General features: G+C 64.0%; 43 protein-coding genes and 2 tRNA genes. 26 read left to right on the plus strand and 19 right to left on the minus strand.

Annotation, left to right across the window (positions count from 1 at the left end; genetic code table 11):
- Positions 1-39: 39 nt before the first annotated feature.
- Entirely contained in the window at positions 40-918 is an 879-nt protein-coding gene (locus ACYQOP_RS00530) for an exonuclease domain-containing protein (protein WP_461220701.1), read from the plus strand.
- Positions 919-1,197: 279 nt separating this feature from the next.
- Here ACYQOP_RS00530 and ACYQOP_RS00535 read toward each other — a convergent pair.
- Positions 1,198-1,268 (minus strand) — tRNA-OTHER (locus tag ACYQOP_RS00535).
- 9 nt (positions 1,269-1,277) lie between these two features.
- Positions 1,278-1,354 (minus strand) — tRNA-Met (locus tag ACYQOP_RS00540).
- A gap of 51 nt (positions 1,355-1,405) precedes the next feature.
- Here ACYQOP_RS00540 and ACYQOP_RS00545 point away from each other — a divergent pair.
- The gene (locus ACYQOP_RS00545) at positions 1,406-1,684 is read left to right on the plus strand and encodes a hypothetical protein (protein ID WP_461220703.1); all 279 of its coding nucleotides are present in this window, start codon (positions 1,406-1,408) and stop codon (positions 1,682-1,684) included.
- 139 nt (positions 1,685-1,823) lie between these two features.
- Here the strand turns inward: ACYQOP_RS00545 and nusG are convergent, their stop codons facing one another.
- The 14 genes from nusG to ACYQOP_RS00615 form a co-directional block, all read right to left on the minus strand.
- On the minus strand, positions 1,824-2,516 hold the full coding sequence (gene nusG / locus ACYQOP_RS00550; protein ID WP_461220704.1) for a transcription termination/antitermination protein NusG: 693 nt from the start codon (positions 2,514-2,516) through the stop codon (positions 1,824-1,826).
- A 41-nt stretch (positions 2,517-2,557) separates the two neighbouring features.
- Complete coding sequence (locus ACYQOP_RS00555) at positions 2,558-2,821, minus strand: hypothetical protein (protein ID WP_461220706.1); 264 nt, start codon at positions 2,819-2,821, stop codon at positions 2,558-2,560.
- Complete coding sequence (locus ACYQOP_RS00560; RefSeq protein ID WP_461220707.1) at positions 2,821-3,171, minus strand: hypothetical protein; 351 nt, start codon at positions 3,169-3,171, stop codon at positions 2,821-2,823. The genes ACYQOP_RS00555 and ACYQOP_RS00560 overlap by 1 nt, the downstream gene beginning before the upstream one ends.
- The gene (locus ACYQOP_RS00565; protein WP_461220708.1) at positions 3,168-3,929 is read right to left on the minus strand and encodes a Rha family transcriptional regulator; all 762 of its coding nucleotides are present in this window, start codon (positions 3,927-3,929) and stop codon (positions 3,168-3,170) included. Before ACYQOP_RS00565 ends, ACYQOP_RS00560 begins: the two co-directional genes overlap by 4 nt.
- 194 nt (positions 3,930-4,123) lie before the next feature.
- Positions 4,124-4,801 carry a hypothetical protein gene (locus ACYQOP_RS00570; protein ID WP_461220709.1) on the minus strand — a complete coding sequence of 226 codons (678 nt, stop codon included), beginning with the start codon at positions 4,799-4,801 and terminating at the stop codon, positions 4,124-4,126.
- Positions 4,731-5,537 carry a hypothetical protein gene (locus ACYQOP_RS00575; protein ID WP_461220710.1) on the minus strand — a complete coding sequence of 269 codons (807 nt, stop codon included), beginning with the start codon at positions 5,535-5,537 and terminating at the stop codon, positions 4,731-4,733. Before ACYQOP_RS00575 ends, ACYQOP_RS00570 begins: the two co-directional genes overlap by 71 nt.
- A 5-nt stretch (positions 5,538-5,542) precedes the next feature.
- On the minus strand, positions 5,543-6,118 hold the full coding sequence (locus ACYQOP_RS00580) for an SAM-dependent DNA methyltransferase (protein WP_461220711.1): 576 nt from the start codon (positions 6,116-6,118) through the stop codon (positions 5,543-5,545).
- Between the two features lie 173 nt (positions 6,119-6,291).
- Positions 6,292-6,549, minus strand: a complete 258-nt coding sequence (locus ACYQOP_RS00585; RefSeq protein ID WP_461220712.1) for a hypothetical protein — start codon at positions 6,547-6,549, stop codon at positions 6,292-6,294.
- Entirely contained in the window at positions 6,546-6,725 is a 180-nt protein-coding gene (locus tag ACYQOP_RS00590; RefSeq protein ID WP_461220713.1) for a hypothetical protein, read from the minus strand. Before ACYQOP_RS00590 ends, ACYQOP_RS00585 begins: the two co-directional genes overlap by 4 nt.
- Positions 6,722-7,288, minus strand: coding sequence for a RusA family crossover junction endodeoxyribonuclease (locus tag ACYQOP_RS00595; protein WP_461220715.1), 567 nt, complete (start codon positions 7,286-7,288; stop codon positions 6,722-6,724). The genes ACYQOP_RS00590 and ACYQOP_RS00595 overlap by 4 nt, the downstream gene beginning before the upstream one ends.
- Before the next feature lie 5 nt (positions 7,289-7,293).
- Positions 7,294-7,572, minus strand: coding sequence for a DUF2312 domain-containing protein (locus tag ACYQOP_RS00600; RefSeq protein WP_461220716.1), 279 nt, complete (start codon positions 7,570-7,572; stop codon positions 7,294-7,296).
- An 85-nt stretch (positions 7,573-7,657) separates the two neighbouring features.
- Positions 7,658-7,930: a hypothetical protein gene (locus ACYQOP_RS00605; protein WP_461220717.1), complete on the minus strand. Its 273-nt coding sequence runs from the start codon at positions 7,928-7,930 to the stop codon at positions 7,658-7,660.
- 45 nt (positions 7,931-7,975) lie between these two features.
- Positions 7,976-8,245: a hypothetical protein gene (locus ACYQOP_RS00610; protein WP_461220719.1), complete on the minus strand. Its 270-nt coding sequence runs from the start codon at positions 8,243-8,245 to the stop codon at positions 7,976-7,978.
- Positions 8,242-8,655: a hypothetical protein gene (locus ACYQOP_RS00615; protein ID WP_461220721.1), complete on the minus strand. Its 414-nt coding sequence runs from the start codon at positions 8,653-8,655 to the stop codon at positions 8,242-8,244. The genes ACYQOP_RS00610 and ACYQOP_RS00615 overlap by 4 nt, the downstream gene beginning before the upstream one ends.
- Before the next feature lie 290 nt (positions 8,656-8,945).
- Between ACYQOP_RS00615 and ACYQOP_RS00620 the strand changes: the two genes are divergently transcribed.
- A complete protein-coding gene (locus ACYQOP_RS00620) occupies positions 8,946-9,191 on the plus strand; it encodes a hypothetical protein (RefSeq protein ID WP_461220722.1) in 246 nt (81 codons plus the stop codon).
- 82 nt (positions 9,192-9,273) lie between these two features.
- Here the strand turns inward: ACYQOP_RS00620 and ACYQOP_RS00625 are convergent, their stop codons facing one another.
- Both ACYQOP_RS00625 and ACYQOP_RS00630 read right to left on the minus strand, forming a co-directional pair.
- Positions 9,274-9,399, minus strand: coding sequence for a hypothetical protein (locus ACYQOP_RS00625; RefSeq protein WP_461220723.1), 126 nt, complete (start codon positions 9,397-9,399; stop codon positions 9,274-9,276).
- Complete coding sequence (locus ACYQOP_RS00630) at positions 9,396-9,659, minus strand: hypothetical protein (protein WP_461220724.1); 264 nt, start codon at positions 9,657-9,659, stop codon at positions 9,396-9,398. Before ACYQOP_RS00630 ends, ACYQOP_RS00625 begins: the two co-directional genes overlap by 4 nt.
- A gap of 73 nt (positions 9,660-9,732) precedes the next feature.
- On the opposite strand from ACYQOP_RS00630, the gene ACYQOP_RS00635 reads away from it, so the two are divergent.
- From ACYQOP_RS00635 to ACYQOP_RS00645, 3 genes are all read left to right on the plus strand, one after another.
- Positions 9,733-10,419, plus strand: a complete 687-nt coding sequence (locus ACYQOP_RS00635) for a S24/S26 family peptidase (protein WP_461220725.1) — start codon at positions 9,733-9,735, stop codon at positions 10,417-10,419.
- Positions 10,420-10,446: 27 nt separating this feature from the next.
- Positions 10,447-10,707 carry a hypothetical protein gene (locus tag ACYQOP_RS00640; RefSeq protein WP_461220727.1) on the plus strand — a complete coding sequence of 87 codons (261 nt, stop codon included), beginning with the start codon at positions 10,447-10,449 and terminating at the stop codon, positions 10,705-10,707.
- Between the two features lie 136 nt (positions 10,708-10,843).
- On the plus strand, positions 10,844-12,325 hold the full coding sequence (locus tag ACYQOP_RS00645; RefSeq protein ID WP_461220729.1) for an ATP-dependent nuclease: 1,482 nt from the start codon (positions 10,844-10,846) through the stop codon (positions 12,323-12,325).
- Between the two features lie 293 nt (positions 12,326-12,618).
- On the opposite strand, the gene ACYQOP_RS00650 is transcribed toward ACYQOP_RS00645, so the two are convergent.
- Entirely contained in the window at positions 12,619-12,882 is a 264-nt protein-coding gene (locus ACYQOP_RS00650) for a hypothetical protein (protein ID WP_461220730.1), read from the minus strand.
- 489 nt (positions 12,883-13,371) lie between these two features.
- Between ACYQOP_RS00650 and ACYQOP_RS00655 the strand changes: the two genes are divergently transcribed.
- From ACYQOP_RS00655 to ACYQOP_RS00750, 20 genes are all read left to right on the plus strand, one after another.
- On the plus strand, positions 13,372-13,530 hold the full coding sequence (locus ACYQOP_RS00655) for a hypothetical protein (protein ID WP_461220731.1): 159 nt from the start codon (positions 13,372-13,374) through the stop codon (positions 13,528-13,530).
- Positions 13,530-14,189, plus strand: a complete 660-nt coding sequence (locus tag ACYQOP_RS00660) for a hypothetical protein (RefSeq protein ID WP_461220732.1) — start codon at positions 13,530-13,532, stop codon at positions 14,187-14,189. Before ACYQOP_RS00655 ends, ACYQOP_RS00660 begins: the two co-directional genes overlap by 1 nt.
- A 57-nt stretch (positions 14,190-14,246) precedes the next feature.
- Positions 14,247-14,696, plus strand: a complete 450-nt coding sequence (locus tag ACYQOP_RS00665) for a hypothetical protein (protein WP_461220733.1) — start codon at positions 14,247-14,249, stop codon at positions 14,694-14,696.
- 3 nt (positions 14,697-14,699) lie between these two features.
- Positions 14,700-14,822 (plus strand): hypothetical protein, encoded by a 123-nt coding sequence (locus ACYQOP_RS00670; protein WP_461220735.1) that lies wholly within the window; start codon positions 14,700-14,702, stop codon positions 14,820-14,822.
- A gap of 17 nt (positions 14,823-14,839) precedes the next feature.
- Positions 14,840-15,127 carry a hypothetical protein gene (locus ACYQOP_RS00675; RefSeq protein WP_461220737.1) on the plus strand — a complete coding sequence of 96 codons (288 nt, stop codon included), beginning with the start codon at positions 14,840-14,842 and terminating at the stop codon, positions 15,125-15,127.
- A complete protein-coding gene (locus ACYQOP_RS00680) occupies positions 15,124-15,402 on the plus strand; it encodes a hypothetical protein (protein ID WP_461220738.1) in 279 nt (92 codons plus the stop codon). Before ACYQOP_RS00675 ends, ACYQOP_RS00680 begins: the two co-directional genes overlap by 4 nt.
- The gene (locus ACYQOP_RS00685; protein ID WP_461220740.1) at positions 15,399-15,788 is read left to right on the plus strand and encodes an HNH endonuclease signature motif containing protein; all 390 of its coding nucleotides are present in this window, start codon (positions 15,399-15,401) and stop codon (positions 15,786-15,788) included. Before ACYQOP_RS00680 ends, ACYQOP_RS00685 begins: the two co-directional genes overlap by 4 nt.
- A 1-nt stretch (position 15,789) precedes the next feature.
- Positions 15,790-16,143, plus strand: coding sequence for a helix-turn-helix domain-containing protein (locus ACYQOP_RS00690; RefSeq protein WP_461220741.1), 354 nt, complete (start codon positions 15,790-15,792; stop codon positions 16,141-16,143).
- Positions 16,137-16,520, plus strand: coding sequence for a hypothetical protein (locus ACYQOP_RS00695; RefSeq protein WP_461220743.1), 384 nt, complete (start codon positions 16,137-16,139; stop codon positions 16,518-16,520). The genes ACYQOP_RS00690 and ACYQOP_RS00695 overlap by 7 nt, the downstream gene beginning before the upstream one ends.
- Positions 16,517-16,654 carry a hypothetical protein gene (locus tag ACYQOP_RS00700; RefSeq protein WP_461220744.1) on the plus strand — a complete coding sequence of 46 codons (138 nt, stop codon included), beginning with the start codon at positions 16,517-16,519 and terminating at the stop codon, positions 16,652-16,654. The genes ACYQOP_RS00695 and ACYQOP_RS00700 overlap by 4 nt, the downstream gene beginning before the upstream one ends.
- Positions 16,651-17,040: a hypothetical protein gene (locus tag ACYQOP_RS00705; RefSeq protein WP_461220745.1), complete on the plus strand. Its 390-nt coding sequence runs from the start codon at positions 16,651-16,653 to the stop codon at positions 17,038-17,040. Before ACYQOP_RS00700 ends, ACYQOP_RS00705 begins: the two co-directional genes overlap by 4 nt.
- Positions 17,040-18,638: a DNA cytosine methyltransferase gene (locus ACYQOP_RS00710; protein ID WP_461220747.1), complete on the plus strand. Its 1,599-nt coding sequence runs from the start codon at positions 17,040-17,042 to the stop codon at positions 18,636-18,638. Before ACYQOP_RS00705 ends, ACYQOP_RS00710 begins: the two co-directional genes overlap by 1 nt.
- Positions 18,635-19,171: a hypothetical protein gene (locus ACYQOP_RS00715; protein WP_461220748.1), complete on the plus strand. Its 537-nt coding sequence runs from the start codon at positions 18,635-18,637 to the stop codon at positions 19,169-19,171. The genes ACYQOP_RS00710 and ACYQOP_RS00715 overlap by 4 nt, the downstream gene beginning before the upstream one ends.
- A complete protein-coding gene (locus tag ACYQOP_RS00720; RefSeq protein WP_461220749.1) occupies positions 19,161-19,721 on the plus strand; it encodes a hypothetical protein in 561 nt (186 codons plus the stop codon). Before ACYQOP_RS00715 ends, ACYQOP_RS00720 begins: the two co-directional genes overlap by 11 nt.
- Positions 19,718-19,933 carry a hypothetical protein gene (locus tag ACYQOP_RS00725; RefSeq protein ID WP_461220750.1) on the plus strand — a complete coding sequence of 72 codons (216 nt, stop codon included), beginning with the start codon at positions 19,718-19,720 and terminating at the stop codon, positions 19,931-19,933. The genes ACYQOP_RS00720 and ACYQOP_RS00725 overlap by 4 nt, the downstream gene beginning before the upstream one ends.
- Entirely contained in the window at positions 19,920-20,459 is a 540-nt protein-coding gene (locus tag ACYQOP_RS00730; protein ID WP_461220751.1) for a hypothetical protein, read from the plus strand. Before ACYQOP_RS00725 ends, ACYQOP_RS00730 begins: the two co-directional genes overlap by 14 nt.
- A complete protein-coding gene (locus tag ACYQOP_RS00735; protein WP_461220752.1) occupies positions 20,459-20,779 on the plus strand; it encodes an HhH-GDP family DNA glycosylase in 321 nt (106 codons plus the stop codon). Before ACYQOP_RS00730 ends, ACYQOP_RS00735 begins: the two co-directional genes overlap by 1 nt.
- Positions 20,772-20,984, plus strand: coding sequence for a hypothetical protein (locus ACYQOP_RS00740; protein WP_461220754.1), 213 nt, complete (start codon positions 20,772-20,774; stop codon positions 20,982-20,984). Before ACYQOP_RS00735 ends, ACYQOP_RS00740 begins: the two co-directional genes overlap by 8 nt.
- Positions 20,971-21,501 carry a GIY-YIG nuclease family protein gene (locus tag ACYQOP_RS00745; RefSeq protein WP_461220756.1) on the plus strand — a complete coding sequence of 177 codons (531 nt, stop codon included), beginning with the start codon at positions 20,971-20,973 and terminating at the stop codon, positions 21,499-21,501. The genes ACYQOP_RS00740 and ACYQOP_RS00745 overlap by 14 nt, the downstream gene beginning before the upstream one ends.
- Positions 21,502-21,688: 187 nt before the next feature.
- On the plus strand, positions 21,689-22,940 hold a 1,252-nt coding region (locus tag ACYQOP_RS00750), incomplete at its 3' end, for a tyrosine-type recombinase/integrase (RefSeq protein ID WP_461220757.1).

Consider the following 22,940-nt stretch of genomic DNA (forward strand, 5'->3'; position numbering starts at 1 on the left):
CCAGCCAGAGCTCGCAAAGCGGCTCATTGGAGGGCGGGCATGAACTTCATCGCACTGGACGTCGAAACTGCGAACCCTGACATGGCCAGCATCTGCGCCGTAGGATTGGTGAGGTTCGAAGGGGGCCTTCCAGTGTCGGACGCGCACTTCCTCATCGACCCAGAAGACTATTTCGATCCGATGAATGTCGCCATTCACGGCATAACGGCGGAAGACGTGGCAGGATCGCCGAAAATGTCAGACCTGCTGCCGGTAATATCGCGGGCTCTGACGAAGAACATTGTCATCCACCATCACCATTTTGATCGTACGGCATTCCAACGAGCGGCGATCAAGCACAACCATCCACCACTCGACTGTCACTGGCTTGATACCGTCATGGTCGCCAGACGGTCGTGGTCTGAGTTCGCGGGATCGGGTGGCGGGTACGGGCTACGGAACCTAGCAACAGCTTTCGGTATCCAATTTCGTCACCACGACGCTCGCGAGGACGCTAGAGCGGCCGGCATCATCATGGCGCGAGCGATTGCCGATAGCGGCATAGATCTTGAGGGATGGACGAATCGGGTTCGACTTCCGATTGGCGGCGTACCTCACTCCGTCTCCTACCGAGAAGGACAAACGAAAGCAGGGGTTTCCGACGGTCCCTTGGCCGGGGAAGTTCTCGTTATGACGGGCAATCTCTCGATGCTGAAGAGCGAGATGGCAGTTCTGGCCGCTACCGCAGGCTACGCAGTGGCGCCATCGGTGACGAAGGTCACCACGCTTTTGGTCGTTGGGGATCAAGATGCCCGGAGAGTGGGCTCTTCCGGGAAGAGCGTAAAGCACATGAAGGCGGAGAAAATGATTACTGAAGGTCACCCGATCAGGATCATGCGAGAAAGCGACTTCCTCGCCATGCTTTCCACAATCGCGTGATCCTAGTTGTGCGGTCGAAGGCTCAATCGCCACCACCGCACGAACCGCCATCGCTGGACGACGAACCACTGTCGGAAGACGAGCAATCGGCAGAGTGGGCAACATGACCACCAGCGCCTGAGATACCGAGCGGCCAGGGGTAGCTACCGCCTATGCCGGCTGAGTCGTTCTCGAAGCGGGCACGGCGAGCGCGGTCCTCCGCCTCTCGCTTGCGTCGCTGCTCATCCTCGCGGCGGCGGTTGAACATGCCGAACATGCTGGGCCTCGCAAAGATGAAGATGGCACCGGCCCAAGGAGTCGAACCCTGATCTCAGGCTTTGGAGACCTGATTGCGCCCAGCGCAGGCCGATAGGTGATGATGGTTGCGGCGCTCGGATTTGAACCGAGGACCTCCAGGTTATGAGCCTGGCGCGCTACCGGACTGCGCTACGCCACGTCGAGGGAAAATCGGATGACTAAGAACGAAGCTCCATCCATGGCGCCGAGGATGAGCGAAGAAGATTGGGCCCGAATCCGCGGGGTCGCGCTTTTGAACGAAAGACCGAAGGCATGGCCCAAGGATGTGTCCGCCATTAGCCTTGAAGGGCTGGCGCTGCTGGGCGTTCACGAGAGAACGATGCAGCTGTACTGGGATGGGTCTCAGGTTGTTGTGCGCAACAAGGTTCGATTGGGAACCTACGAACGATGGATCGCGACGATTGCGGCTCTAGGGACGCTCGGCAATTTCTTGGTGCAGGCCGGGCGTGCAGCCGGATGGTGGGGGTAGCTCCGCCGGAAGGCGCGACAATCCCGGCGCCTCGCCAAATCTGACGTGGGCCGGGTCACCGAAAAGGCCAGACTGCGCGCCGCGCTATCGCCGTTGACGGGATATCCTGCCCGCTACAATGTCGCGCGCGCGCGCGAAGTCAAGCCGCCTCTACTGCCTTCTGCTCCAATTCCACAGGCGTGGAGCGGCCGAAGATGCTGACGGAGACCTTCAGTCGACCGGTTCGCGGGTCGATCTCTTCGACGGTCCCGTTGAAGGATGCGAATGGTCCATCTGCGACGCGCACGCTCTGCCCGATCTCGTAGAGGAAGCCCCGCGCTGCGTCGGCGTCGCCACCGTGGCCGGTGATGCTGTCCGCGAAGTTCTGAAGGTCGTTGGGAGCGATGACCATGTGTCCGCCGCCGGGCCGCTCGACGATGCCGCTGCGGCGGTAACCGGTCGCGTCGTCGTAGACGCCAGGGTGGCTCTCGACGTGCTTCAGCTCCTGCCAGTCCTGCACGCCGATGAAGAGGAGCCGGCGCAGCACGGGGATGAGCGCTACCCTCACCTTGCCGATCTCCGAGACCAGCCGTACCGCCTCACGTGCCTCGAACACGGGAGTGCCAGATTCGCGGATCTGTTCGGCCGCGCGGTTGGCCCAGCGCGGCAAGGCACGGATGACGTACCAGGACCGGTCGTGGTCCACTTCGAAGCGGTCCATCGGCTCACGCGCCGCCGTGTGTGCGCCGGCGCGGACCGTTTGCATGTTGACGGCCGTAGACCGCTTGACCGCCTTCATCTGCTTCTCGCGCTGACGTTGACGGCGCTGTGCTCGACGTTGCTTGTTCGTCATGGTGTCGATCCTCGATACGCTACGAGAGGATGGTGAGCAGCTCAGGCAACAGCCCGAGCCACTGCGATCGTTTTGGCCTGGTAGGGGCTTAGCGCCTGACCAGCGCCGATGACGGTGACGACGTTCTCACCCGTGGGAGAGAGGATGAAGGCCGCCCTGCCGGGGATGTGCCGGCCGTCGTGGGCATCCAAGGCGTCGCGCAGGTCGTCCAGCATCAGCCGGCGCCAAGCTTCTACGTCGACCCCATGCACGCGCTCCATCCAGCGGAGGAGCGCGTGGTCGGTGATGTGAGGAGATGGGAGCATTACGCCTCCTCCTCTTCATCGTCGGGGTCACCGTAGAGATAGGCCGTCAGCATCGGGGTGACGGTCAGCTTAGTCTCACCGCCGAAGATCAGGCTCCCGTCCTCATCCATCGTGTTGATGGTGAAGAGGCCAGTGCGGATCAGCATGACGGTGGCGTCCAGGGCTTCTCCCCCGCATTGCTCCTCCGATTGTCCGAGGAACCGATGCAGGTGCGAGCCGAGGGCATACGGGCAGATCGGACCCGTGAGGTGCGCTGCGTAGGCAATGGCCTGGCCGAACAGGGCCGCGCGCCACTCGGGCGAGCCGGGATGAATGCGCGGCGGCCTGGAGGTCGTGAAGACCGCGCTCATGACAGCGCCAGATCAACTGCGAGGCGCCCGATGCCCTTCGGCGTGATGCGGACCTGTGTGCGAACCCGGTCATGGCCGTCTTCATGCGGGATGGTCGCAAGCTTGTGCTTCATAAGAAGCGACGAGAGCTTCGGCTGATACGCGCTCCACTCCTTCGATCCAGGGCGCCGGTAGATCCACCCCTTGGCGATGAGGTGGTTCGTGAGATCGATCGGCCGAACCTGCAGGGTCTTAGCGGCGTCGCGGATACAGAGGGAGCCGTCCGCCTCGGCGATGCGGGCGTAGGCATCCACGATCGGCGCCTGCTCGGCCACCTTGCCCTGTAGGGCCAGCACCTTCTCTGTGTTGGCGAGCAGCAAATTGCGTAGGGCCGCCGGGTCGTTGAGCATCGCCATGGTATCGACAGCTGGCCGGGCCCGCAGCCTCGCCTCCATGGCGTTGAAGCGCTCGATGTAGGCCTCCTTGAACACCGCGGCGGCCGCGCCGGTGAAGCCCATCACCAGGAACGCGAAGCCGTCCTTCGTCATCTCGACGTGGGAGGTGCTCTCACCCTTTAAGTCATTGATTTTTATGGGCTGAAAATTCAGCCGGCGGAACCCGTCGCTGCATTCCAGGTTCGCGATGGCCTGGAGGACGTTCTTGTGCTGCTTGCGGAAGTAGGCCGACACGTCTCGGCTGTCCGCGCGCACCTCGCCGTCCATCACGCGGACGATCGGTTGACGGTCGGCGCCGCCGCTCTGCATATCGCTCTCGGTCATCTCGAAACCCTCAGTTTCGTGGTGGTCGCTGGTCCCTCGCGGAAACGAGGGGTCGGAGAAGGCGGCGGGGTGCTCTTTGGTCGGATGCGGCCCCGCCGCCGGTAGTCGTTTCACTCTGGGACAATCCGCTTAGACCGCAAGGAAATGCGGGTGCTTGTCCCCACCGATCACAGGAGCATGTTCTACTCCCGTTCTCATGCCGGGGCGGGGGTTGCTGACGCTCCCTCTACCGCCGCCATCATCGCGATCCGTGCCTTGCGCTCCGCTTCGGCTGCCTGAAACCGGCGGACATAGGCCAGCTGCTCGATTCGGCCGGCCGTCGCGCTGGCCTCGCTAAGCTCCGCATCCAACTTCGCGCCGGCATCGGCGATGACCTTCACAAGTTCGGCGGCCGCGTTGGCGCAGGCTTCGCGCTCCTCATCCGTCGGCTCTGGCAGGGGCGCTGGCGCCGGCAGGGCGCACAACACGACCTCGACGTCCCGGCGCTCGACGCGGAGCAAGGCCATGATGTCGTCGGCCGCACCCCGGAACTCAGGCGGCGTCGGCGGGAAGCGGTAGTCCACCCCTTTGATCTTCTTCTGGTTCCAGGCCTTGCAGGTGCGGGAGACCACTTCGAGCGGCAGGCCTTCCATCGCCTCGACAAAGTTCTCGAGCATCATGGCCGCGCTCTCATCGTCCAGCGACTTGAGCTGCGAGAATCCGCCGAGGAAGACGTGCATCCGGTCGTCGATCTCGCGTCGGGTGCCGGGGCGGAGCAGTTGATGCAGGTCGGCCCGGTATGGCTCCAGCCAAGCCCGCTCCTCAGCCGTAGGCGCGCCGTGCTGCGAGATCGAGTATTTGCCCGGGGCCGTCGCCGTAGCCGCCTCGCGCATCGCCGTCAGGCGCTCCCGCTGTTCGCGGGTCAGAGGGACAAACGGTGCGATCCGTGTGACGCTCGGTAGCGTGGTCATGGGCGCCCTCCGATTGGCGTGCTGCGCGTTTCTGGGCTGCTAGGTGGCCGAAGCCGTTGCCGCGTTCAGTCATCGGCGATGCGCGGGCTGGCGCCTGCCGCCGGACGGTCTCTCGGAGGCGATTCCGGAGCGTCGCCACCCAATCGAGCTTGGTGCCACGGACTCCGGGCACGCCGACCCAGAAATCGTGGAACTCGGCCAGCGCCTCGTCGATCGCCCGACCGGTGAGGCCAAACTCCTCGCAGGCCCTCCGAGCCTCGGGCCTCGTGCCGAAGTCGACCGGCAACCGCGTTCCCCTGACCCGAGCCCCCTGGGGGGCAGAGGAAGCGTCAGCTTCCGAGGGGGAAACCGGGGTGGTGGGGGGATTAAGGGGGGTGAGAGGGGGTGCAGGGGGAGAGAGGGGGCCATGAAGGGGGGCGGCGGGGTTGTCCCCCTCCGTCCCCAATTGTCCCCGTGTGTCCCCCGATGTCCCCGGGACATGCAGGGACATAGCAGGCAGGACGCTGCGCTGACGGCGCTTCTTCGCGGCAGCCTTCGCACGCTTTTCAGCCTGCGCAGCCTCGGCCTGGGCGAGGCTGGCCTTCATCAGCGCAGCCATCTGCTCACGGGTGAGGCCCGCGGCGACCATGGCATCGATCATCTCGGGGGTGATGCTCATGGCCCCTACTCCGCAGCCGGGAGGAAGGTGCGGAGTTCTGAGTCCGCAGGCAAAGACGGCGCATCGGCCATGCTCGCTTCGTTATCCCCCGTCGGATCGGCGAACAGTGGGACGTCGGACTGAACGCCGTAGCGCCCTGCATCGTCCGGACGAGACAGGCCCTTGCGACAACCGGGCGGGATCCAGGTGAATATCGGTGGCAGAGGCCGCGGCTTGGCCTGCCACACAATCCAGGCGTAGCTCGTCGCAGTGCTGGCGCCGGGATCCCAGCGCCCCTTCGTCATTGGTACGCGCTCGCAGAACTGCGCGATGATCGAAGGCGGCTGCACGCGGAATAAGCGCTCGTAGCGGCCGGTGCCTTCAAGCCAGACCGAACGGACCAGCATGGCAACGCCCACCTTGGCGCGGGAGAGCGCTTGAAGAACGACAGCCTCAGCGATCTTGAAGGGCGGGTTGGTAATGATCCAATCTGCCGACCGGCCATCTTCAGCTAGGAAGTCGGCGACGTCGAAGCCTTTGCCGTAGTCGAAGACATCGGTGCCCTCGACGAGCCAAAAGTATTCCCGCAGCGGGCCGACCATGTGGCCTTCGCCACAGCACGGGTCCCATGCGGTTGAGGATAGAAACTCGTCGCTACTGAGCCCCAGAACATACGAGAGCAGCGCTCGCGTCGCCCAAGGCGGCGTTGGAAAAAAGTCGAGGCTATCCGGGGGCTCACGCCGGCCAGACATGACGGCGGTATGTCCTGATGGAATCATGCCGCCCTCCGAGTCGGCTTGGCGCTGATCGCTGCAGCCATGGACAGGACGTGCTCACGGACGGCCGCCGGAAGGGCCTCCAGCGCGCGCAGGGCTGATGACACCGCAGCGGTATCGCGCATGGCACGCCATACCGCGAGGGCAGCGGCATCGGCCTCGAGCGGGAGCACGGCGCGGATGTCGTTGAGGTCTAAGACCTGCAGTTCGCGAGCGCGGCCCGGACGGAAGGCGCTGTGGTTGGAGAAGGTGCTCATGCCTGCAGCCTCGCCAGTTCGCGGGCGCGGTAGCGCCGGTTCTGGTCGTCGGCGATGATCTTGTAGACCCAGGCCTGATCGACCTTCAGACCCGTCGCCGTCATCTCGGCGACAATGGTCGATGTGTCCTTGAGCTCGCGCCACTTCCGCAGGGCCATCGCTTCAGCGGCAGTCATGATGCAGCTCCCGCGAGGATGGCGCGCACCTGACCGACCGTGAGGCCCTGAGCGGCAGCGATGTAATCGACCGACATGCCCTCCTTCGCGCGCAGCTCAGCCTCAGCGACGGCGATGGGATCGATCGCAAGCATCGTGAAGACGAGGCGGACGAGAGAGCCCTCCCCTTCACGGATCGCGCGGACGTTCCGGATGTAGGCCTGGCCGTCGTCGGCGATGACACCCATCTCCTTCGCCGCGTCGAGGCAGGGCTTGATGCGGTTGTCGGTGTCGCCCTGGAACGGCGGAAGGTGAATGACGACGTCGCAGGGCCCGGAGATGCGCCCAGGCGTGGGGCGAGCCACGCTGGCCGACAGGACGGCCGCGTTGCGCCAGGCGCGATAGGCCGTCGTCTTGATGCGGCCCTGCGGCCCACGGTTAGCGTACAGCTTGTTCGCCGAGGGCGGCATGGGGAAGCAGACCGTCACCTCGCGGACGATCCGCCTCTGCGTGTAGCAGGGGCGCTCTTCCGGCTTGAGGCGACGGCTGAGCCGGCGCTGTGCTGAGGGGGAGAGCGCTTCCATGACGCTCACACCATCCCGAGGGCTTGCATGTAGAGCTCGAGGATCGCCTCTTCCTCGGTGCGCTCCGCATGGTCCTTCTTGCGAAGGGCGATGATCTTGCGCAGGGCCTTCACGTCGAATCCTGCGCCCTTGGCCTCGGCGTAGACATCGCTGATGTCGCTCGTGAGGCCGGCCTTCTCTTCCTCAAGGCGCTCGATCCGCTCGATGATGCTCTTCAGCTGGTCGGCGGCGACTGACGAGGCATCGACTGCCGGGGCTTGCGATGCGGCTGTGCTTGTGGTCATCTGAACTTCTCCAAGAGCGATGTTTCGACATCAGCCGCTCGGTGCCCCGCTTCGCGGATGGGGCCCGGGCGGTTTTCTTTTGCGGCTAGCGCGAAGGGGCGGTCCGGACCGGCGGAGACGGGCGATCGCCACCAGGGGCATTCGTCAGCGGCGCGACTGTGAGGATGTTCGGACGATCGAGCACGAGGAAGCGCTGCTCATCTTCGCAGAACGATTCGACGGCCTTGCCGTCCACCAGGCCGGTTGGCTGAACACTGAGGCGCGTGCAGCCGTAGTGATACTCGTACCGGGCAACGACGACCCCCTCGAGGCCCGTGATGGCGTCCTTAACTGTCTGACCAAGTGCGATGGTGGACATAGGGATCTCCTAAAATCTGGCGGGACCCGCCCGCCGGCGGATACGTCAGGTCGAGGGGATCAGTCGGCGCCGCAGCAAGGCGGGCTCGGTTCCCGCCTGAACGGCGGAACACAGGGCGTGGAAGTAGGCCCGCTGCGCGACGCCCTGGACGTGGTCGATGGCGTCGATGTCGAGGGGCACGTGGTAGGTGCCGGCGGCCATCACCTCGATGACGAGCGAACACCGGCCAACGCCGTCCACGAAGTCGACGGTGACCCGGCCTTGATCCGTCATAGCGGCGATGCCGGTATCGGTGATCTCTGCTTCGGCGATCATGAGCGACCGCCGGTCAGTCGCTTCGTGCCCTGATCCACCAGCGCAGCCACCACGGGAGCGGCTCGCCCGCCGTCCGTAGCGCTCGCGCCCTGCCCCACATGAAGGCTCGGGTTCGTGCCCTGATCCATTCCATCGTCCTCCCTCCCGAGGGCGAAAAACGCCGCTCGATCTTCGTCAGCTTGAGCGTCCCAGCGGTCGCAGTTGGCCTGATAGGTCGCGTGAATTCGAAGGAAGGTGTCGGCGTCGAGCCTGACGGGCTGATTGCCGAGGAACTTCCGGACCCAAGACGATGTCGCGCCGATGGAGCGCGCCACCTTGTCGTAGGCGAGCATGCGAGAGCCCGTGCGGCGCTCGGCATGTTTAACCAGCGCGTCCAGCATCGGGCTGGTGAGGTTAGCAGCGCTATGCATTGTCCGTTTCCGGGCAAAAATTGTCCGCACTTGAACAGTCTCCCGTGGTCGATTGGTCATCGACAGAGGAGGTGCGGACCAAAGCTGAGGAGTTAAGCGGAAGCCGATAAGCAACACGGTAGAGGGATGCGCGACCGGCATGGGCTGGCAGGCGAAGGCCGGCGCGCGAAGACAAAGCACGAGCGACCCGAGGAAAGGCCGCCCCGCGGTTAAGCGAGGCGGCAAGTCCAGGGGAGGAAACGCCCAAGAGGGCCTGAGTAGCGCCGAGATCAGCGCAAGGAGTGAAACCGATGGACGAGGAAGAAACACAGGGCAGCGCGACTATCCTGGCGATGCACGCCATGGTGTCGTGGCTGGTGAAGCGGGAGATCGAAAGGGATCCGAAGGCGGCAGCTGACCTGACGCGGCACGTCACCGAGGCGATGCTGGGGGTGACGCAGCTGGATCCGGAACTGGCCGGCGCGGCACACGCGGCACGGAACGTCGTGGCCCGAGCGATCGGAGAGCGGCCGATGTTCGTCCGGCTGGATAGCTGAGCGCTCGACCAGCGACGCTGAACACCACAGCCGGCCGAGCGCGAGAGGAGCGCGAAACGCTCCATGAGGGCATGGGCGGCGCTCATCGCGCAGCGCTCCACGGAATGGTGGTCTCGAAGGGGGCGGTCTGACGCTTGCCGAGGCCAATGCCGGCGATGATGCCGAAGGCGACCGCAGCGACTACGCATAGGCGGGCTGCGGCACTCATGCCGCAACGCCCTCACCAGAAGCGGCCGCGACCTGAGATGTTGAGGGTAAAGGACGCCGGGAGGCGGCGATCTTTGCCAGCCGTTCGTAGGTGACATCACCGCGCTCGCGCACGATCGAACCCCGAACCCAGGCGTCCCAATACTCGGGCGCTACAGAGTCGCGCTTCCGCATCTGCTTCGCGGTGTTCTCGTGGACACCGATGTCAGATGCGAAGTCGCCGAGCCCGTAGGCATTGATGAGCGAGCGAAACGTGTCCATGCGCTTTGGGTACCATGAGTACCCACACCGGCGCAAGACGATATGTACCCAGGAAGACGGGTACATCTTGTCTATGGAACCGACCGATCGTGCAAGCCGCCTAAAGTTCGCGAGAGAACGAGCGAATTTTGAAAGCCCGAGAGCTGCTGCGAAGCATTTTCGGTGGAATGAGAACACGTACAAGGCGCGGGAAGCGGGCCTCCGGGATTACACCGTCGAGGATGCGCGGGTGTACGGTAGGGCGTTCGAGGTTTCCTGGATCTGGCTTGTTAGCGGCGAGGGCGGGACTGAACGTAAAAGCGTCGCGCAGATATCGGGGCTTATTGGCGCCGGGGGCGAGGTCGATACAAATCTCAGCCAGGCCTACGGCGATGAGGTCGTCGAGGTTGAGGTCCTCGTGCCGCTGCCGCCCGACGTATCGGCCTACGAAGTGTGGGGCGATTCGATGCTACCGAAGTACGATCCTGGCGATATAGTCATCGTAAAGAATACAGCTTCACCGCCAGAGTTATTGCTTGATGAGGTTGCCCTAGTAATCACCGGAGAAGGAAAGCGCTACCTGAAGCGCATCCTTAAGGGGGCCGAAGAGGGCTATTATGATCTTGAAAGTTTTAATGCTCGACCCATGAAGAACATGAAAATACTGCGGGCGGGGGCTGTTCACTTGATCATACCCGCGAAGCAAGTGGAGCGCATTGCGAACGGCAAGGAAATCGAGCGGCGGTACCGAGTGAAAGACGAACCCAATGCTGTCGCTTGATAGGCCTATTCAGAAGCGGGGACGGTGATGGCTGAGAAGAAACCCTTCCGGTCCAGCGAAGCCCAGGAGGTCTTTCCGCCGGGCACGGAGGGGGACTTCATCCTACCGATTTGCCTGCCAGAGCCGGAACTGATGGTTGGGGAAATGCTAGCCATCATTCTCTTCGAGACAATCGAGGGACAGCGAGTCGGCGTTCCTGTCGGTGTCGAGACGCTGGCCGACCTGCATCAGCTGTTAGGCGAGGCTCTTCGGTTGCTGCAGGCGCCTGAGGGTGGGACGGTGCAGTGACCGGGCTACGAGGCCTCTCAGGCCGGGGCTGGGCGGCGGAATAATTTGATTTCGACGGGACGACCCAGTGGAGGGCTTTCGGCCGGGCAATCCCGGGCTGCCGAGCCCGCCAGCCTGGGGGATGATGGGGTTAATCGTGGCGCAAAACTACCAGTCAGAAATCCGACACAGCACGATTAGCGACCTGCTTCAGAAGGTCAAAGAAGCCAATTTCGGCTTCTATCTGCGGCGGATGAAGATCACAAAGATCCGGGCGTTTGAAGGTGAGACGGTAGATTTTGAGTTCCCGGTAACCGCACTCATTGCAGCGAACGGTGGCGGTAAATCTTCAATCCTTGGTGCGGCTGCGTTAGCGTATAAAAACACGAAGCCTGCGATATTTTTCCCAAAAAGCTCACTTGGTGACGATTCAATGGCTGATTGGGGCGTTACGTTCGAACTTGTAGATAAAACTAAGAACCCACATCAGCTTGTTCCAAGGACGGCGAGATTTAAAAACAAGAAATGGGCGAGGGACTCTGTTGCTGAAAGGCCGGTGGAATACTTTGGCATCACACGAACTGTGCCGGCAGGCGAGCGGACGGAATTCAAAAAGCTGGCTCGTCCCAGTTACCGGCACATTGGCAAACGAATAAATATCTCAAATGACATTATTGGTCATGTAGCGAAAATACTGGGCAAAGACATATCGTCCTTTGAGGTTGCCTCACTTGCTCAGGGCAAGGACTTTTACATCGGGGGCGATGGAACTGTCAGCTACTCCGAGTTCCACTTTGGCGCAGGCGAGTCGTCTGTGATCAGAATGGTGTCCCTGATCGAGAACACGCCCAAAAATTCGCTTATACTTATAGAGGAAATAGAAAACGGCCTGCATCCTGTGGCCGTCAGGAGGATGGTTGAGTATCTTATCGACGCTGCCGACCGGCGTTCTGTTCAAACGATCTTTACAACACACTCGGAGGATGCCCTGCTCCCACTTCCCGCGGAGGGAATATGGTATTCGATTGAAGGCAAGGTTAGACAGGGACGGATTTCAATTGACGCTCTTCGAGCAATGACCGGCCGTGTTGAGGAGGGGCTTGCCATATTTGTCGAAGACGATTTTGCCAAGGAAATAGTGGATAATATTATAAGGCGGCATCTTGAGGATGTGTTTGATCAAATCGGGGTCTACGCAGTTAGCGGTCAGTCCCAAGCGTACCATATACATTTGCACCACATGAGGGACCCGTCCGTCAAGAAGCTAAAATCAATTTGTATTCTCGACGGCGACAGCATACACGCAGAGGACGAGGGGCTAAGCGTAATAAAGCTGCCAGGCGGCGTGCCTGAGGCTGCAGTGTTCAATCACGTTCATGCGAACATCGACGAGCTTGCGATGGTTGTGGCCGTTGGACTTCATCTGGCCCCCGAGAAGGACCAGATGGTGAAAAATGTTATCAAAGAGGTCGCCCTCACGAATAGGGACCCTCATCTTCTTTTCAGTCAAGTCGGACAAAAATCTGGTCTCATCGCAAGTTCAATCGTATCGTCTGCATTTATTAACTTATGGCTTAGTGCGAATGAGACCGAGGTTAGGGCGGTAGCCAACACCATTAGAAAAGCTCTCAGCGTTTAACCCTGCGCCTCAAAACGGCAGCGCGTCCGCCACCCCTCGCGGTACGCTCCCATAGGTAGCGAAGGCGAAAGCTTCCCCTTCGTCGAATTCGCTTGCCACCGTACGGTAGAAGGCCGCAGCTCCCGCTGCCCTTCGGCTTTCGACTCTGGCCTCTGCCACGCTCCTTGCCTCGTCGGCATCTTTGCAGGGTATAAGCGGCCCTAGCACGAGCATGCCGCTGCTTTTGCGAGTGAAGGTCTGAACGACGTAGGTTTCTCGCTTGGTCATCGGCTTGCCTCTCGCTTGAGCGCTGTTCACATGCCTTCGCCGCAGAATGCCTCTAGGATGTCTTCGGGAATTTCTCCGGCCTGAATCAGCACTGTCGGTGAGCCGTACTCCCCAATGCTCGGATCTCCGGTCCGGGAGAATGCGATGGCTGGCTTGCCCATCTCGTACGCCTTCCGGGCGGCCTCACGTGCGGCCTCTGCCGTTTTGACGGCCTTCGGCTCCTCGGCTCCGAACTCCCCCAGCTCGTTCACTAAAAAGGTCTGCACGACGTGGATGGTCTGGGTTGCCATACTTGCTGTCCGATTCCTGTGCCCGAGCGGCCTTTGAAGAACAAAACAGGAACACGATAAGGGTGCAACTGGGCCCTGTGGATTGGTGTGGACAGCATTACGCCCGCAAAGCCGTCGAGAATGGGTACGAAACGTACTTGACTGCATGGGTACTTAATGTACCTTGCTCCCATTGCCTCACGGTGATGGAGCCAGCCCGTGTCACTCATTCGAACCATGAACCGCCGTCTGGCGCGCCTCAGCGCCGACGCTGCCCCTCAAGCGGCTAAGGCCGCGCATAAGAAGCCCACGACCAAGCGTAAGCGCTCGAAGGGCGCTCGGCCCGCCGACTCCTACCGGAGTGCGATGCGGGCTGCCGCGATCATCGACGGTAGGCAGTCGCGCCGTTTTATTCGCGAAGCCGCGATTGCCCGGCGGTTGCCTGCCGGCAAGCCTCCAGCGTGGCAGCGCGTTTCCCCGCCTCGCTATCCCCAGAAGGCGGCCTGAGCCATGGCCGCGTTCCTCGACCACTTCATCCCCTACTCGTCGATCTACGTCCCGCTGTTCGTGTGCGCCCTCGGGTGTATTGCGCTCCATCTCGAAGGTCTGCGCGAGCACCGGACCCGCACTGCTCGCCGCAACGCCGCCTCCTTCACGTGGAGGCACTGATGACCTCGACGCTCAGTCACGCGTTTGGAGATTCCCGCCGGCGCAAGCGCTACGTCACTGCCGAAGTTGAGGGCCGCAAGGCCGATCGCATCGCCAAGGATAAGGCTGACGCCAAGCGCCCGGCCGCCCGCTTCACCGTCTGCGAGCTAAACCGCTTCCAGAAGGCGGCGATGGCTTTGCTCATCAAGGGTGATGACGAGGCCGTGCGCGCCGACCGCCTGCTCTCCCAGCGTGTCCGCAACAGCCAGTCCGGCTACGTCAACCTCGCTCCCGGGGCCCAGGACGCTGCCTTCCTCGCCCGGTTCCTTCGCCGGCGTGAACTGAACGGCTTCTGCGTCGGCCTCGCCCGGCTAGATGAGATCGCTGGCGTCGCCCCGCCCACTGGCCGCGCCATCGAGATCACACCGGATTCGCTGGTGGACGCCCTCTGCCGGCTCGAGTCGGTCGAAGGTGATGGCGCGGCCCGCGCGGCCGCTGCAGCCGCCCATCTGCGGACCGCCACCGTCAATCCCCGCACGGCCTTCGCCAGCGTCAGCCTCTCCGCTGAGGATCGCCGCCTTGTCGCCGATGCGCTCCATGCCGCCGGCGCTGGCCGGATCATTGTCAGCAAATTCGACGGAGGCACCGGCTACCGGCCGCGCCTCGCGCCAGCGCCGTAGCGCCCGCCTCCTCCTTCGACCCGCCCTCTTCCCGCTCTCTCGCCGTGTGAGGCTGCCATGAGCACGTCGTTCCGCAACACCGATCCCACAATGAACGCCGACGACCTCGCCTTTCAGGTCGAGGCAATGGCCCGCGCCTCCCACGCCCTGATGCAGGCAGTCACCAAACTGTCCTTCGAGGGCGCCACCGGTGCGGCCTTCGACAACGGCAACGGTCAGCGCGCCGTGGAGCGCCTTCGGGCCGCCTTCGAGGGCGCTGTCGAGGACACGCGCACGGCCTTCGCCGAAGCGCTTGGTGGGCCCGGCGCCGCGAACGGCACGGCCGCCTCCCTGGTGGTCGCCCTGCGCAATCGCCTCAGCGAGAACGAGGTGGCCGCTTCCTGCCGGGCCCGCCGCGCGGATCCGTTGGTCGCCGCCGCTCACGCCCATGGCGCCGCCCTCGCGGCCAGCCTCCCGCCCATGACGCCGGACTATCAGCTCGGCTTCACCAACTGCGCGGGAGCCTGAGCCATGGCTGCGCATCACGATGCCGCCCCGTTCGACATGAGCGCTCTCGCAGTCCTCGCCGTGGCCATCTTCGTCTTGGTCGGCGTGCCGGCCGGCTCGCTCTGGCTCTGGAGCGTGTGGTCATGACCGCAGAGCATCCGATCATGACGCTGTTCATGGCCGAGGCCGAGAGCGGCAAGGCGACAACCCGGTCCCTGGCGGTCCTGTACGCGCTGATCATCGCCGGCGGTGACCACGTGCTTGGCGGAGACTGGCGCCGGGTCAACGAGGCGGTGAACTCTGCCCTCGGCTTTGACCTGAAATGCGCCGCCGACGTGCGCCGAGTTGATCGCTTTCGGAAGTTGGCTTGGGCCATCCACGACGCGGCCGGGGAACGTCAGACGGTCGTCTGGCCGGTAACGAGCCACCGGGCTCCGGAGGCGGTGCAATGAGCATCACCCTGGCAGCCGAGTTCGGCCTCCGTGATGACGGCAAGGCCTGGATCACCATCAAGGCGAAGGACACCGAGGAGGCGACCTTCATCTGGCCCGGTGGTGTGAAGCGCGCGAGCGCTGTCGCTCAGGCGATCAACGCTATCGGCAAGGCTGAGGCTGCGCTGAAGGCGGCCCGGAAGGACTGCCGGGATCCCGGCACGGATTCGGCGCTCTCCACTAAGGCGGGCGAGCTTCTCGACGAGGCGCTGATGGCGCTCGGGGTGAAGCAATGAGTGGCAGCCGCACTGAGTTCTCTAAGGCCGTCCGCCGCGCTGCATGGGCCCGTGCCGGCGGCGAGTGCGAGAGGATTCTGGAAGGTGGCATCCGCTGTGGTTGCCCGCTCACCCCCGGCAAGCACGCCTACGACCACGTCATCCCCGATCAGATGGGCGGAGAGCCGACGCTGGAGAATTGCCAGTGCCTTTGCTCCCCGTGCCACACGGAAAAGACCCGGCAGGACGTCGCCGACATCGCCAAGGCGAAGCGCCGCCAGGACAATCACCTCGGCATCCGCCCGCCCACTCGGCTTCAGGGCCGCGGCTTCCAGAAGTTCGCACCGCAGCGCTCGGCCACTCGCAGCTGCCCGAAAACCGAAATCGCCTACAAGAGGGACCGCTGATATGACGAGCCTCGTCAACTCTGGCGACCGCGAGGTCGGTCGCCTGATCGCCCACCATCGGAAGCGCAAGGGCATCCTGCAGCGCGAGCTCGCCGCCAAGATCGGCGTCTGCCACGCGCGCATCAGCCGGTACGAGCGCGGCCACGAGTTCGTGTCGCTCGAGCGGCGGGCCGCCATCGCCACAGCGCTCGCCCTCGACCCGCAGACCTTCGCGGATCCCATGCTCGAGGAGGTGACGCCCGACGAGCGCGACCTGCTCTCGGCCTATCGGCGGATCCATGAGGCGAAGGGTAAGACCAGCGTCCTCCGCGTCATGGCGGCAATCGAATCCGCCCACGGAGCCCCGGCATGTTGAGCGGGCCCGACCTTTCCGGCTTCGATCTCGCGGCGCTCGCTGCTGGCCTCGAAGCATCCGCGCTCCGCCAGGACCGCAGCCGACGCCTCGCCAGCAGCATTGGCGTCCCATCGGACTGCCCTGAGACCACCAAGGCGGTTGCGGCGATCGATGCGGATGCGGCCGCCACGGCAGAGGCCTGCCGCCTGGTGTCCCTGCTCCGGCGCTTCGCTGCGGACGAGGGGCACGCCCGGCCGAGCGCCGTGGTCACGCAGCTGCGGGTCGTTCCGCGGCAAGCCCGGCGCCCCAGCTTGCTGGCCCGCGCCTTCGCCGTTCTGACGCGACCGAACAGTCAGCCCGAGGCGCAGGAACGGTCACCAGCGAGGGCGCGCTCATGACCCGCCTTTCCCGCCGCTTCCGCAGGTTCGTGGCCATCCCCACGCTGCCCTTCCTCCGTCTGACCGAACTTGCTGGCGAAGCCGCCGGCCTCGCCTTTGACCGCCTCTCTGATTGGGCTGGAGACCGAGCATGACCCCCCCCTCCCTCACCAACCCGAACCCGAAGCGCGAGGCGAAACTAACCCTAGAGCAGGCCTATGATGCCGGCTTCCAGGCGTCCGGCGAAGGCTGGAACGGCGAGTATCCTGAGCGCGATTGGCAGGCTGATCTGGCCTACTTAAAGCACCGCTCTGACGCTCTCGCCGCCCTCTCTGCCGCCTCCGCTCGCCCATCCCCCGCAGACCCGGTTCGGGCGGCATTGGCACCGTTCGTGACTCACTACCAGCCATGGATGGATGATTGGGCCGACGATGCGCTATGCACCGTCTTTGCACGTGTAACGTTTGGCGACCTCCGCCGTGCCCGCGCAGCCATTAACGCCCCGACCTCACCTTCCAAAAGCTCAGGGGAGGAGGCGTGATGGCTGGGCTCCGCTATGGCTCTGTCTGCTCCGGCATCGAAGCGGCCACCGTGGCGTGGCACCCGCTCGGCTGGCAGCCGCAGTTCTTCTCCGAGATCGACGCCGCGCCGCGCGCCGTGCTGTCCCACCACTATCCAGAGGTGCCGCTGCATGGCGACTTCACGACGATCCAAGACGGCCAGTACGGTACAATCGACCTTCTCGTGGGCGGAACCCCCTGTCAGTCCTTCTCGGTCGCAGGCCTCCGAGGCGGCTTGGCAGACGACCGTGGCAACCTGGCCCTCCAGTATCTTAGGCTGGCTCAGCGCCTGCGCCCCAGATGGCTGGTCTGGGAGAACGTCCCCGGCGTCCTGTCATCGAACGGAGGACGGGACTTTGGTGCCATTCTCGGGGGCATGGGCGAACTCGGGTATGGCGTCGCCTACCGAGTGCTTGACGCTCAGTACATGCGAACACTCGGATTCGAGCGAGCTGTTCCCCAGCGCCGGCGGCGTGTGTTCGTTGTCGGATATCTTGGAGACTGGCGCCGTGCCGCAGCGGTACTTTTTGAGCGCGCGAGCCTGCGCGGGGATCTTGCGCCGCGCCGAGAAGCGGGGGCGATTGCTGCCGCCAGCCTTACAGGAAGCCTTGGCCGCCGTTGCGGGCAACCCGACGGGGGAGACACCAACGGGCATCTGATCGCCGGCGTTTCGCACTCGCTGCGGGCCGAAGGTTTCGACGCTTCCGAGGACGGAACGGGCCGGGGAACGCCGATCGTCCCAATTGCCTTCGGCGGCAATGACACCCGAGGTCCGATAGACGTCGCCACAGCGCTGAGCGCCCATGGCGGCCCCTGCGGGCGAATGGACTTCGAGAGCGAAACGTTCGTGGCGCAGACGCTTCGGGCGCGGGACAGCGCCAAGGGCGTCGACAGCGATTGCACCGATGCGCTTCTGCCGATCGCCTTCGACACGACGCAGATCACCAGCGCTGCGAACCGCTGCAATCCGCAGGCGGGCGACCCGTGTCATCCGCTGGCGTCTGGCGCTCATCCGCCGGCAATCGCCTTCAACTCGCGTCAGGACCCCGATGTCACGTGGGATCGGGCCGGCTCGCTCTCGTCATCATCTCCGCAGGCCGAGGCCATCGCTTATGATCTGCGAAACGGCACGGCCGATGACGTGGCCATGTCGTTGCAGTCGGGCGGAATGGGCGAGGATCGGGGCATCTGTCCCAACGCGATCCCACACACACTGACGGGCTGGGCCGTCCGCCGTCTCACGCCCCTCGAATGCGAGCGCCTTCAGGGCTTCCCCGACGGCTACACCCTCGTCCCGACCTCGCGCGGGATGATGGCCGACGGCCCTCGCTACAAGTCGCTGGGCAACTCCATGGCCGTCAACGCGATGCGCTGGATCGGCCGGCGCATTGAAGCCGTCGAACAGCTTTCCTCTAGCATCGCGAGGGCCGCACGACTCCCACCCCAACACCACCGTGCCTGGGAGAGCGGGAGGCCGTGGCGCGGACGCAGATCCAAGACCGGATTATCGCCGCCTTCGGACAAGCGGCATGGACGGGCGACAAAGGCATCAGCATCCACGGCGGAAAGATCGCCATGAGCCATGATGGCTGGAAGGCAATTCGCCCGCTTCTTAATGAGGCTATCGAGCCCCTCCGCACCGAGAACGAAACCCTGCGGGCCGAACGGGATGCGGCGATAGCCAGGGCCGAGGAGGCGGAGCGGCTAAAGGAAACCAATCGTAAGCTCCACCGCCGAATGCAAATCGTCGAAGGGCCTATGGCGGCTCGCGTGGCGCGAGGAGAGCGGGAAGCCGCCTTCTGGTTGGAGGCTCGCAAAGAAGCTGGCCGGCGCGCGTCTTATGCGCTTTTCCGCGCCAATCGTGCCGAGACCGAGGCCGCCCGGCTCACTTCCAAACTCGCCCAGGCGGAGGGGGAGATCGCGACGATGCGGGCTGGGCTGGAAGCTATCGCAGCCCGCGATCACTGGGGTGCCATCAAAGGCCAAGAGCCTATGGGCGCCGAGATGAAACAGTTCCTAGACGGATACAACCTCGCGGCGCAATCCCGGTCCGCTCGTGCCCGAGATGCACTCGCAGCCCTCACCAACCCGGAGCCTCCCCATGGCGATTGAAGCTGAGGCGCTGCGCTCGTCGGAAGAGACGAAGGCGTCGGCATGGCGCCCGATGAAGGATGCCCCGAAAGGCTTCCCAATTGTGGCCAAGCACAAACCCAACAGCGCTATGCCGCATGGATGGATCGCCACAATCCTCCTTGGGCACGGGGACGAGGACGAGCCGGGCTCTCTCGACACAATCCTCCACTACAATGGGACTTCGATCTACGGCGTCTTTCATGGCTGTTGGGATGGCTGGATGCCATTGGAGGAGGTTGGCTCCCTCATCCACCGCTCCGCGCTAGCAGAAGACACGGCGCGCGCGGCGGAGGACGGACGGTGGCACGTCACGGCCCGCGATGGGAAGCCTCGCTACAACGGCGAGGGTGAGCAGTGGCTTCAGACGTGGTCCGAGGCGTCGGCCACCTACGACATCGCCTGCATCGACGGCGATTGGTCCTACGGCCAAGAGGTTACCCTCCTCGGCATGGACGCCTGGCGCTGGCTAGCTCCCTGGCCGGATGTGCTCGCCCCCGCCCTTCCCCTCGACAAGGAGGCCGCCCGATGACGAGGTGCGCTCACACAATGCGCGTCGGCAACCGCAACGGATCGGTGTCCTGCGGCGACTGCGGGAAGACCCTGAAGAAGGCGCCCCGGCCCCGGACGTTCACGCTGAATGGCGCGGACGCCCATCGGTTCCTGCGCACCTTCGACCCTAGTTTCCCGCTTCATCCTGACGAGAAGCCTGCCGACAAGGAGGCCGCCGATGCCAACCGCTGAGACCTTGCGCGCGCTCATTGCTCTGGTGGAGGAGGCGAAGGCTGGAAGCCGGGAGTTGGATGAGGCGATCCACGCCACAGTGCTGCCGAACGATCCGTGGTGGCAGGCCATCGTGGAGGGGCGCCGCCTCGTCGCAGCCGGCCAGGAAGACACGAAGATTGACGCCTGCAACTGCAACCTTCGGGCTGACAGTTGGGCGGTCGGCTCTCGCGTCCATTCCTACACCACCTCCATAGACGCCGCGCTCGCGCTGGTCGCCAAGGTGCTGCCGGGGCAGGAATTCACGCTTCATTCGAACGGCACGAAGTGGGCTCCCGGCGAGCCTGCCGCGCGCATTCGCTTCGAGCTTCTGACGTCGGTCGAGGAGACTGCAGCGACCCTGCCCCTCGCCATCCTGGCCGCCCTTCTACACGCCCTAGTCCAGCAATCGGGGGACGCCTCTGCCGCCCGCTCCTTCGTCGAGAAATCCGTCAAGGAGGCAGGCCATGGGGACAATCTACCGCCCGCAGAAGGAGGTCGAGGCTGATGCCAGCATTCACCGCCTACATCGACCGAGACACGAACCGGAAGGTCACCGTGGTAGCAGCGACCGCCGCGCACGCTAGACAGTACGCAACATCCCGATACGGCAAAGTCGTGAAGCTGAAGGCTGCGCCGAACATGGAGCCTCCGCCCTTCACGGAAGCGGACGCCTCCAGGTTGCGCGATCTCCAATCCGGCATCGGCCTCCGCAAGCAGAAGATCCGGCGGCTACGTGCGCTCGGCTTGATCGATGAGGTTCACGGCCTCACCCCCGCCGGCCGCTCTGCCCTTTCGACCACAACGAAGGGAGAGGGGGATGAGTGAGGTGAAGCTGACGAAGGCTGCGCGTCTAGCCTTATCGAAGGTGCCCGACGAATGGGATGCCTACCCATCCACTAGGGCGTGGCGGATCAAGTTCGAAAGGCTCGGCCTCATTGAAGGAGCGCGCCTCGGCATGTTCCGCCGCACCGACCTCGGCCGCTCCGCTCTCGCTCCCGAAATAAAGGAGGCGAACCGTGGCGAAGGCTAGGAGCTACCTCTACGTCATCGGCGAGGACGGCAACTCCGACGAGGTGAAGATCGGCCGGTCCATCAATCCGGTGGGACGCCGCTCGACGCTGCAGGTTGGGCGCGGCCGGAAGCTGAAGGTGCATGGCTACTGGCCCGTGCCCTTTGATGATGCCGTGGCCCTGGAAGCTGCAGCCCACGCCGCGCTTCACGAGGTGCGGGTCAAGGGCGAGGTGTTCGCCGTCAGCCCGGAACTCGCCTGCGCCTTCGTTGAGCACATTGCTCAGCACGGTGCGGCGGATGACTTCCTGCGCCTTGGGCTCGCAAAAGACCGGGCAGAGCGCCGATGGAACGCCTTTTCAGACGCGCCTAGCTCCAGCGGCCGATGGGCCAAGCCTGAAATGGTCGCCGCGCTGGAGGCGGCCGAGGCCGAGATGAAGCGCCTCGACGACGAATTCTTCGCCATGGATCGCGCTCGGGCCGACAAGATCGACCCTAGCCGGCACTGGCTCGACAAGCTTGATCAGGAGGTGACGTGATGACCCAGCAAGTCAGCGCATCTCGGCTCGTCGAGGAATTCGGCTTCACGGAGCGGCACTGGATCAGGCGGGCCGCCGCGGGCCGGGTACCAGGCGCTCGACAGCCTTTCGGCCCTGGATCAAGTTGGGTGTTCGACCTTCGGGCCGTGCGTCAGTGGTGGGATGCTTCGACGAGGACGGTACCGGAATGGCCGACATCTATCTCAGGGGCAAGACGTGGTGGGGGCGGGTCCAGAAAAACGGCCAAGACCTCCGCGAGTCCATGCGAACAAGATCTGAAAGCGTTGCTCGCGACCGTCTTAGGATCTGGCTCAACGACCTCGAAGCCCAGGCGTGGGGCGGGAAGCCGAGGCTGACGGTGAACGCTGTGATCGCCGCTTTCATCAAAGAGCATGGCCCGAACCTGCGACCCAACACGCTGCGCCGGTATGGCGTGTCGATCACATGGCTCAACCAACACTTCGGCTCACGCCTGCTTCTCGACCTGAAGCCGAAAGACCTGAAGGATTTCGAGACGGCCCGCCGGACCATGGGGACGTCGGCACCAACCGTGCGCCGGGATCTGGCCTGCCTATCGACCATCTTCGGCTTCGCCATCGAGAACGAGTGGGCTGACGCGAACCCGGTGACGCCCTTCATCAAGCAGCGGTCCCGCCGCGGCCTGAGCGAGAGCCCGCCGCGGACGCGTTACCTGACGCGGGCGGAGGAAGCTCGTTTGATGGAAAGCGCCCTACCCTACGTTCGGGACGCCATGACGTTCGCTATCTACACCGGCCTGCGTATGGAGGAGCAGTTCTCGCTCACCTGGTCGCAGATCGACCTCGCGAGGAATCAGATCGTTGTCTCTGCCGAGACGGCCAAGGGCAAGAGAGAGCGGACGGTCATCATGCTGGCGCCGGCCGTTGCGGTGCTCAAGACGATGCCCCGTCACCTAACGAGCCCCTACGTCTTTCATCACGGGGCAACGACCACCCGCCGTGGCGCGCTGCGAGCGGTAGCTGTCGCCACCGGCACCGACAACGATGGCGACCGGTTCAACCACCTCGACCGTGGGATGAAGCGGGCGGCCGAGCGGGCGAAGGTTAAAGCTCTCCGCTGGCATGATCTCCGGCGGACCCACGGGTGCCGACTCCTTCAAGAGGAGAAGTGGCCGATGGAGATGGTGCGCGATCAGCTCGGGCACCGTAGCGTCGTCCAGACCGAGCGCGCTTATGCGTTTCTGGAAGTCGAGGACCGCCGCGAGCGTGCGCACCCTGTCCGCACAGTTCCCGGCACAGGTTTTTCCGTAGAGGTCGACGCCGCAACGGGCCAACCGATCATTGCACAATTGCCGGCACAGGGGCGGCGGTCTGACCTGAAAAAGTCAAACGGTGGAAAGGCTTATAACATGCGTGGGCTGTCTTTTGGTACCGCCATTCGGAGGTTCGAATCCTCCCGCC

Source organism: Methylobacterium sp. CM6247, from assembly GCF_054817925.1.

What these genes read in the sequence shown, in the direction of transcription:
- ACYQOP_RS00530 (WP_461220701.1), top strand. Translation starts at nt 40, where the DNA reads ATGAACTTCATCGCACTGGACGTCGAAACTGCGAACCCTGACATGGCC.
- ACYQOP_RS00545 (WP_461220703.1), top strand. Translation starts at nt 1,406, where the DNA reads ATGAGCGAAGAAGATTGGGCCCGAATCCGCGGGGTCGCGCTTTTGAAC.
- nusG (WP_461220704.1), bottom strand. Translation starts at nt 2,516, where the DNA reads ATGACGAACAAGCAACGTCGAGCACAGCGCCGTCAACGTCAGCGCGAG.
- ACYQOP_RS00555 (WP_461220706.1), bottom strand. Translation starts at nt 2,821, where the DNA reads ATGCTCCCATCTCCTCACATCACCGACCACGCGCTCCTCCGCTGGATG.
- ACYQOP_RS00560 (WP_461220707.1), bottom strand. Translation starts at nt 3,171, where the DNA reads ATGAGCGCGGTCTTCACGACCTCCAGGCCGCCGCGCATTCATCCCGGC.
- ACYQOP_RS00565 (WP_461220708.1), bottom strand. Translation starts at nt 3,929, where the DNA reads ATGACCGAGAGCGATATGCAGAGCGGCGGCGCCGACCGTCAACCGATC.
- ACYQOP_RS00570 (WP_461220709.1), bottom strand. Translation starts at nt 4,801, where the DNA reads ATGCGCGAGGCGGCTACGGCGACGGCCCCGGGCAAATACTCGATCTCG.
- ACYQOP_RS00575 (WP_461220710.1), bottom strand. Translation starts at nt 5,537, where the DNA reads ATGAGCATCACCCCCGAGATGATCGATGCCATGGTCGCCGCGGGCCTC.
- ACYQOP_RS00580 (WP_461220711.1), bottom strand. Translation starts at nt 6,118, where the DNA reads ATGGTCGGCCCGCTGCGGGAATACTTTTGGCTCGTCGAGGGCACCGAT.
- ACYQOP_RS00585 (WP_461220712.1), bottom strand. Translation starts at nt 6,549, where the DNA reads ATGAGCACCTTCTCCAACCACAGCGCCTTCCGTCCGGGCCGCGCTCGC.
- ACYQOP_RS00590 (WP_461220713.1), bottom strand. Translation starts at nt 6,725, where the DNA reads ATGACTGCCGCTGAAGCGATGGCCCTGCGGAAGTGGCGCGAGCTCAAG.
- ACYQOP_RS00595 (WP_461220715.1), bottom strand. Translation starts at nt 7,288, where the DNA reads ATGGAAGCGCTCTCCCCCTCAGCACAGCGCCGGCTCAGCCGTCGCCTC.
- ACYQOP_RS00600 (WP_461220716.1), bottom strand. Translation starts at nt 7,572, where the DNA reads ATGACCACAAGCACAGCCGCATCGCAAGCCCCGGCAGTCGATGCCTCG.
- ACYQOP_RS00605 (WP_461220717.1), bottom strand. Translation starts at nt 7,930, where the DNA reads ATGTCCACCATCGCACTTGGTCAGACAGTTAAGGACGCCATCACGGGC.
- ACYQOP_RS00610 (WP_461220719.1), bottom strand. Translation starts at nt 8,245, where the DNA reads ATGATCGCCGAAGCAGAGATCACCGATACCGGCATCGCCGCTATGACG.
- ACYQOP_RS00615 (WP_461220721.1), bottom strand. Translation starts at nt 8,655, where the DNA reads ATGCATAGCGCTGCTAACCTCACCAGCCCGATGCTGGACGCGCTGGTT.
- ACYQOP_RS00620 (WP_461220722.1), top strand. Translation starts at nt 8,946, where the DNA reads ATGGACGAGGAAGAAACACAGGGCAGCGCGACTATCCTGGCGATGCAC.
- ACYQOP_RS00625 (WP_461220723.1), bottom strand. Translation starts at nt 9,399, where the DNA reads ATGAGTGCCGCAGCCCGCCTATGCGTAGTCGCTGCGGTCGCCTTCGGC.
- ACYQOP_RS00630 (WP_461220724.1), bottom strand. Translation starts at nt 9,659, where the DNA reads ATGGACACGTTTCGCTCGCTCATCAATGCCTACGGGCTCGGCGACTTC.
- ACYQOP_RS00635 (WP_461220725.1), top strand. Translation starts at nt 9,733, where the DNA reads ATGGAACCGACCGATCGTGCAAGCCGCCTAAAGTTCGCGAGAGAACGA.
- ACYQOP_RS00640 (WP_461220727.1), top strand. Translation starts at nt 10,447, where the DNA reads ATGGCTGAGAAGAAACCCTTCCGGTCCAGCGAAGCCCAGGAGGTCTTT.
- ACYQOP_RS00650 (WP_461220730.1), bottom strand. Translation starts at nt 12,882, where the DNA reads ATGGCAACCCAGACCATCCACGTCGTGCAGACCTTTTTAGTGAACGAG.
- ACYQOP_RS00655 (WP_461220731.1), top strand. Translation starts at nt 13,372, where the DNA reads ATGGCCGCGTTCCTCGACCACTTCATCCCCTACTCGTCGATCTACGTC.
- ACYQOP_RS00660 (WP_461220732.1), top strand. Translation starts at nt 13,530, where the DNA reads ATGACCTCGACGCTCAGTCACGCGTTTGGAGATTCCCGCCGGCGCAAG.
- ACYQOP_RS00665 (WP_461220733.1), top strand. Translation starts at nt 14,247, where the DNA reads ATGAGCACGTCGTTCCGCAACACCGATCCCACAATGAACGCCGACGAC.
- ACYQOP_RS00670 (WP_461220735.1), top strand. Translation starts at nt 14,700, where the DNA reads ATGGCTGCGCATCACGATGCCGCCCCGTTCGACATGAGCGCTCTCGCA.
- ACYQOP_RS00675 (WP_461220737.1), top strand. Translation starts at nt 14,840, where the DNA reads ATGACGCTGTTCATGGCCGAGGCCGAGAGCGGCAAGGCGACAACCCGG.
- ACYQOP_RS00680 (WP_461220738.1), top strand. Translation starts at nt 15,124, where the DNA reads ATGAGCATCACCCTGGCAGCCGAGTTCGGCCTCCGTGATGACGGCAAG.
- ACYQOP_RS00685 (WP_461220740.1), top strand. Translation starts at nt 15,399, where the DNA reads ATGAGTGGCAGCCGCACTGAGTTCTCTAAGGCCGTCCGCCGCGCTGCA.
- ACYQOP_RS00690 (WP_461220741.1), top strand. Translation starts at nt 15,790, where the DNA reads ATGACGAGCCTCGTCAACTCTGGCGACCGCGAGGTCGGTCGCCTGATC.
- ACYQOP_RS00695 (WP_461220743.1), top strand. Translation starts at nt 16,137, where the DNA reads ATGTTGAGCGGGCCCGACCTTTCCGGCTTCGATCTCGCGGCGCTCGCT.
- ACYQOP_RS00700 (WP_461220744.1), top strand. Translation starts at nt 16,517, where the DNA reads ATGACCCGCCTTTCCCGCCGCTTCCGCAGGTTCGTGGCCATCCCCACG.
- ACYQOP_RS00705 (WP_461220745.1), top strand. Translation starts at nt 16,651, where the DNA reads ATGACCCCCCCCTCCCTCACCAACCCGAACCCGAAGCGCGAGGCGAAA.
- ACYQOP_RS00710 (WP_461220747.1), top strand. Translation starts at nt 17,040, where the DNA reads ATGGCTGGGCTCCGCTATGGCTCTGTCTGCTCCGGCATCGAAGCGGCC.
- ACYQOP_RS00715 (WP_461220748.1), top strand. Translation starts at nt 18,635, where the DNA reads ATGAGCCATGATGGCTGGAAGGCAATTCGCCCGCTTCTTAATGAGGCT.
- ACYQOP_RS00720 (WP_461220749.1), top strand. Translation starts at nt 19,161, where the DNA reads ATGGCGATTGAAGCTGAGGCGCTGCGCTCGTCGGAAGAGACGAAGGCG.
- ACYQOP_RS00725 (WP_461220750.1), top strand. Translation starts at nt 19,718, where the DNA reads ATGACGAGGTGCGCTCACACAATGCGCGTCGGCAACCGCAACGGATCG.
- ACYQOP_RS00730 (WP_461220751.1), top strand. Translation starts at nt 19,920, where the DNA reads ATGCCAACCGCTGAGACCTTGCGCGCGCTCATTGCTCTGGTGGAGGAG.
- ACYQOP_RS00735 (WP_461220752.1), top strand. Translation starts at nt 20,459, where the DNA reads ATGCCAGCATTCACCGCCTACATCGACCGAGACACGAACCGGAAGGTC.
- ACYQOP_RS00740 (WP_461220754.1), top strand. Translation starts at nt 20,772, where the DNA reads ATGAGTGAGGTGAAGCTGACGAAGGCTGCGCGTCTAGCCTTATCGAAG.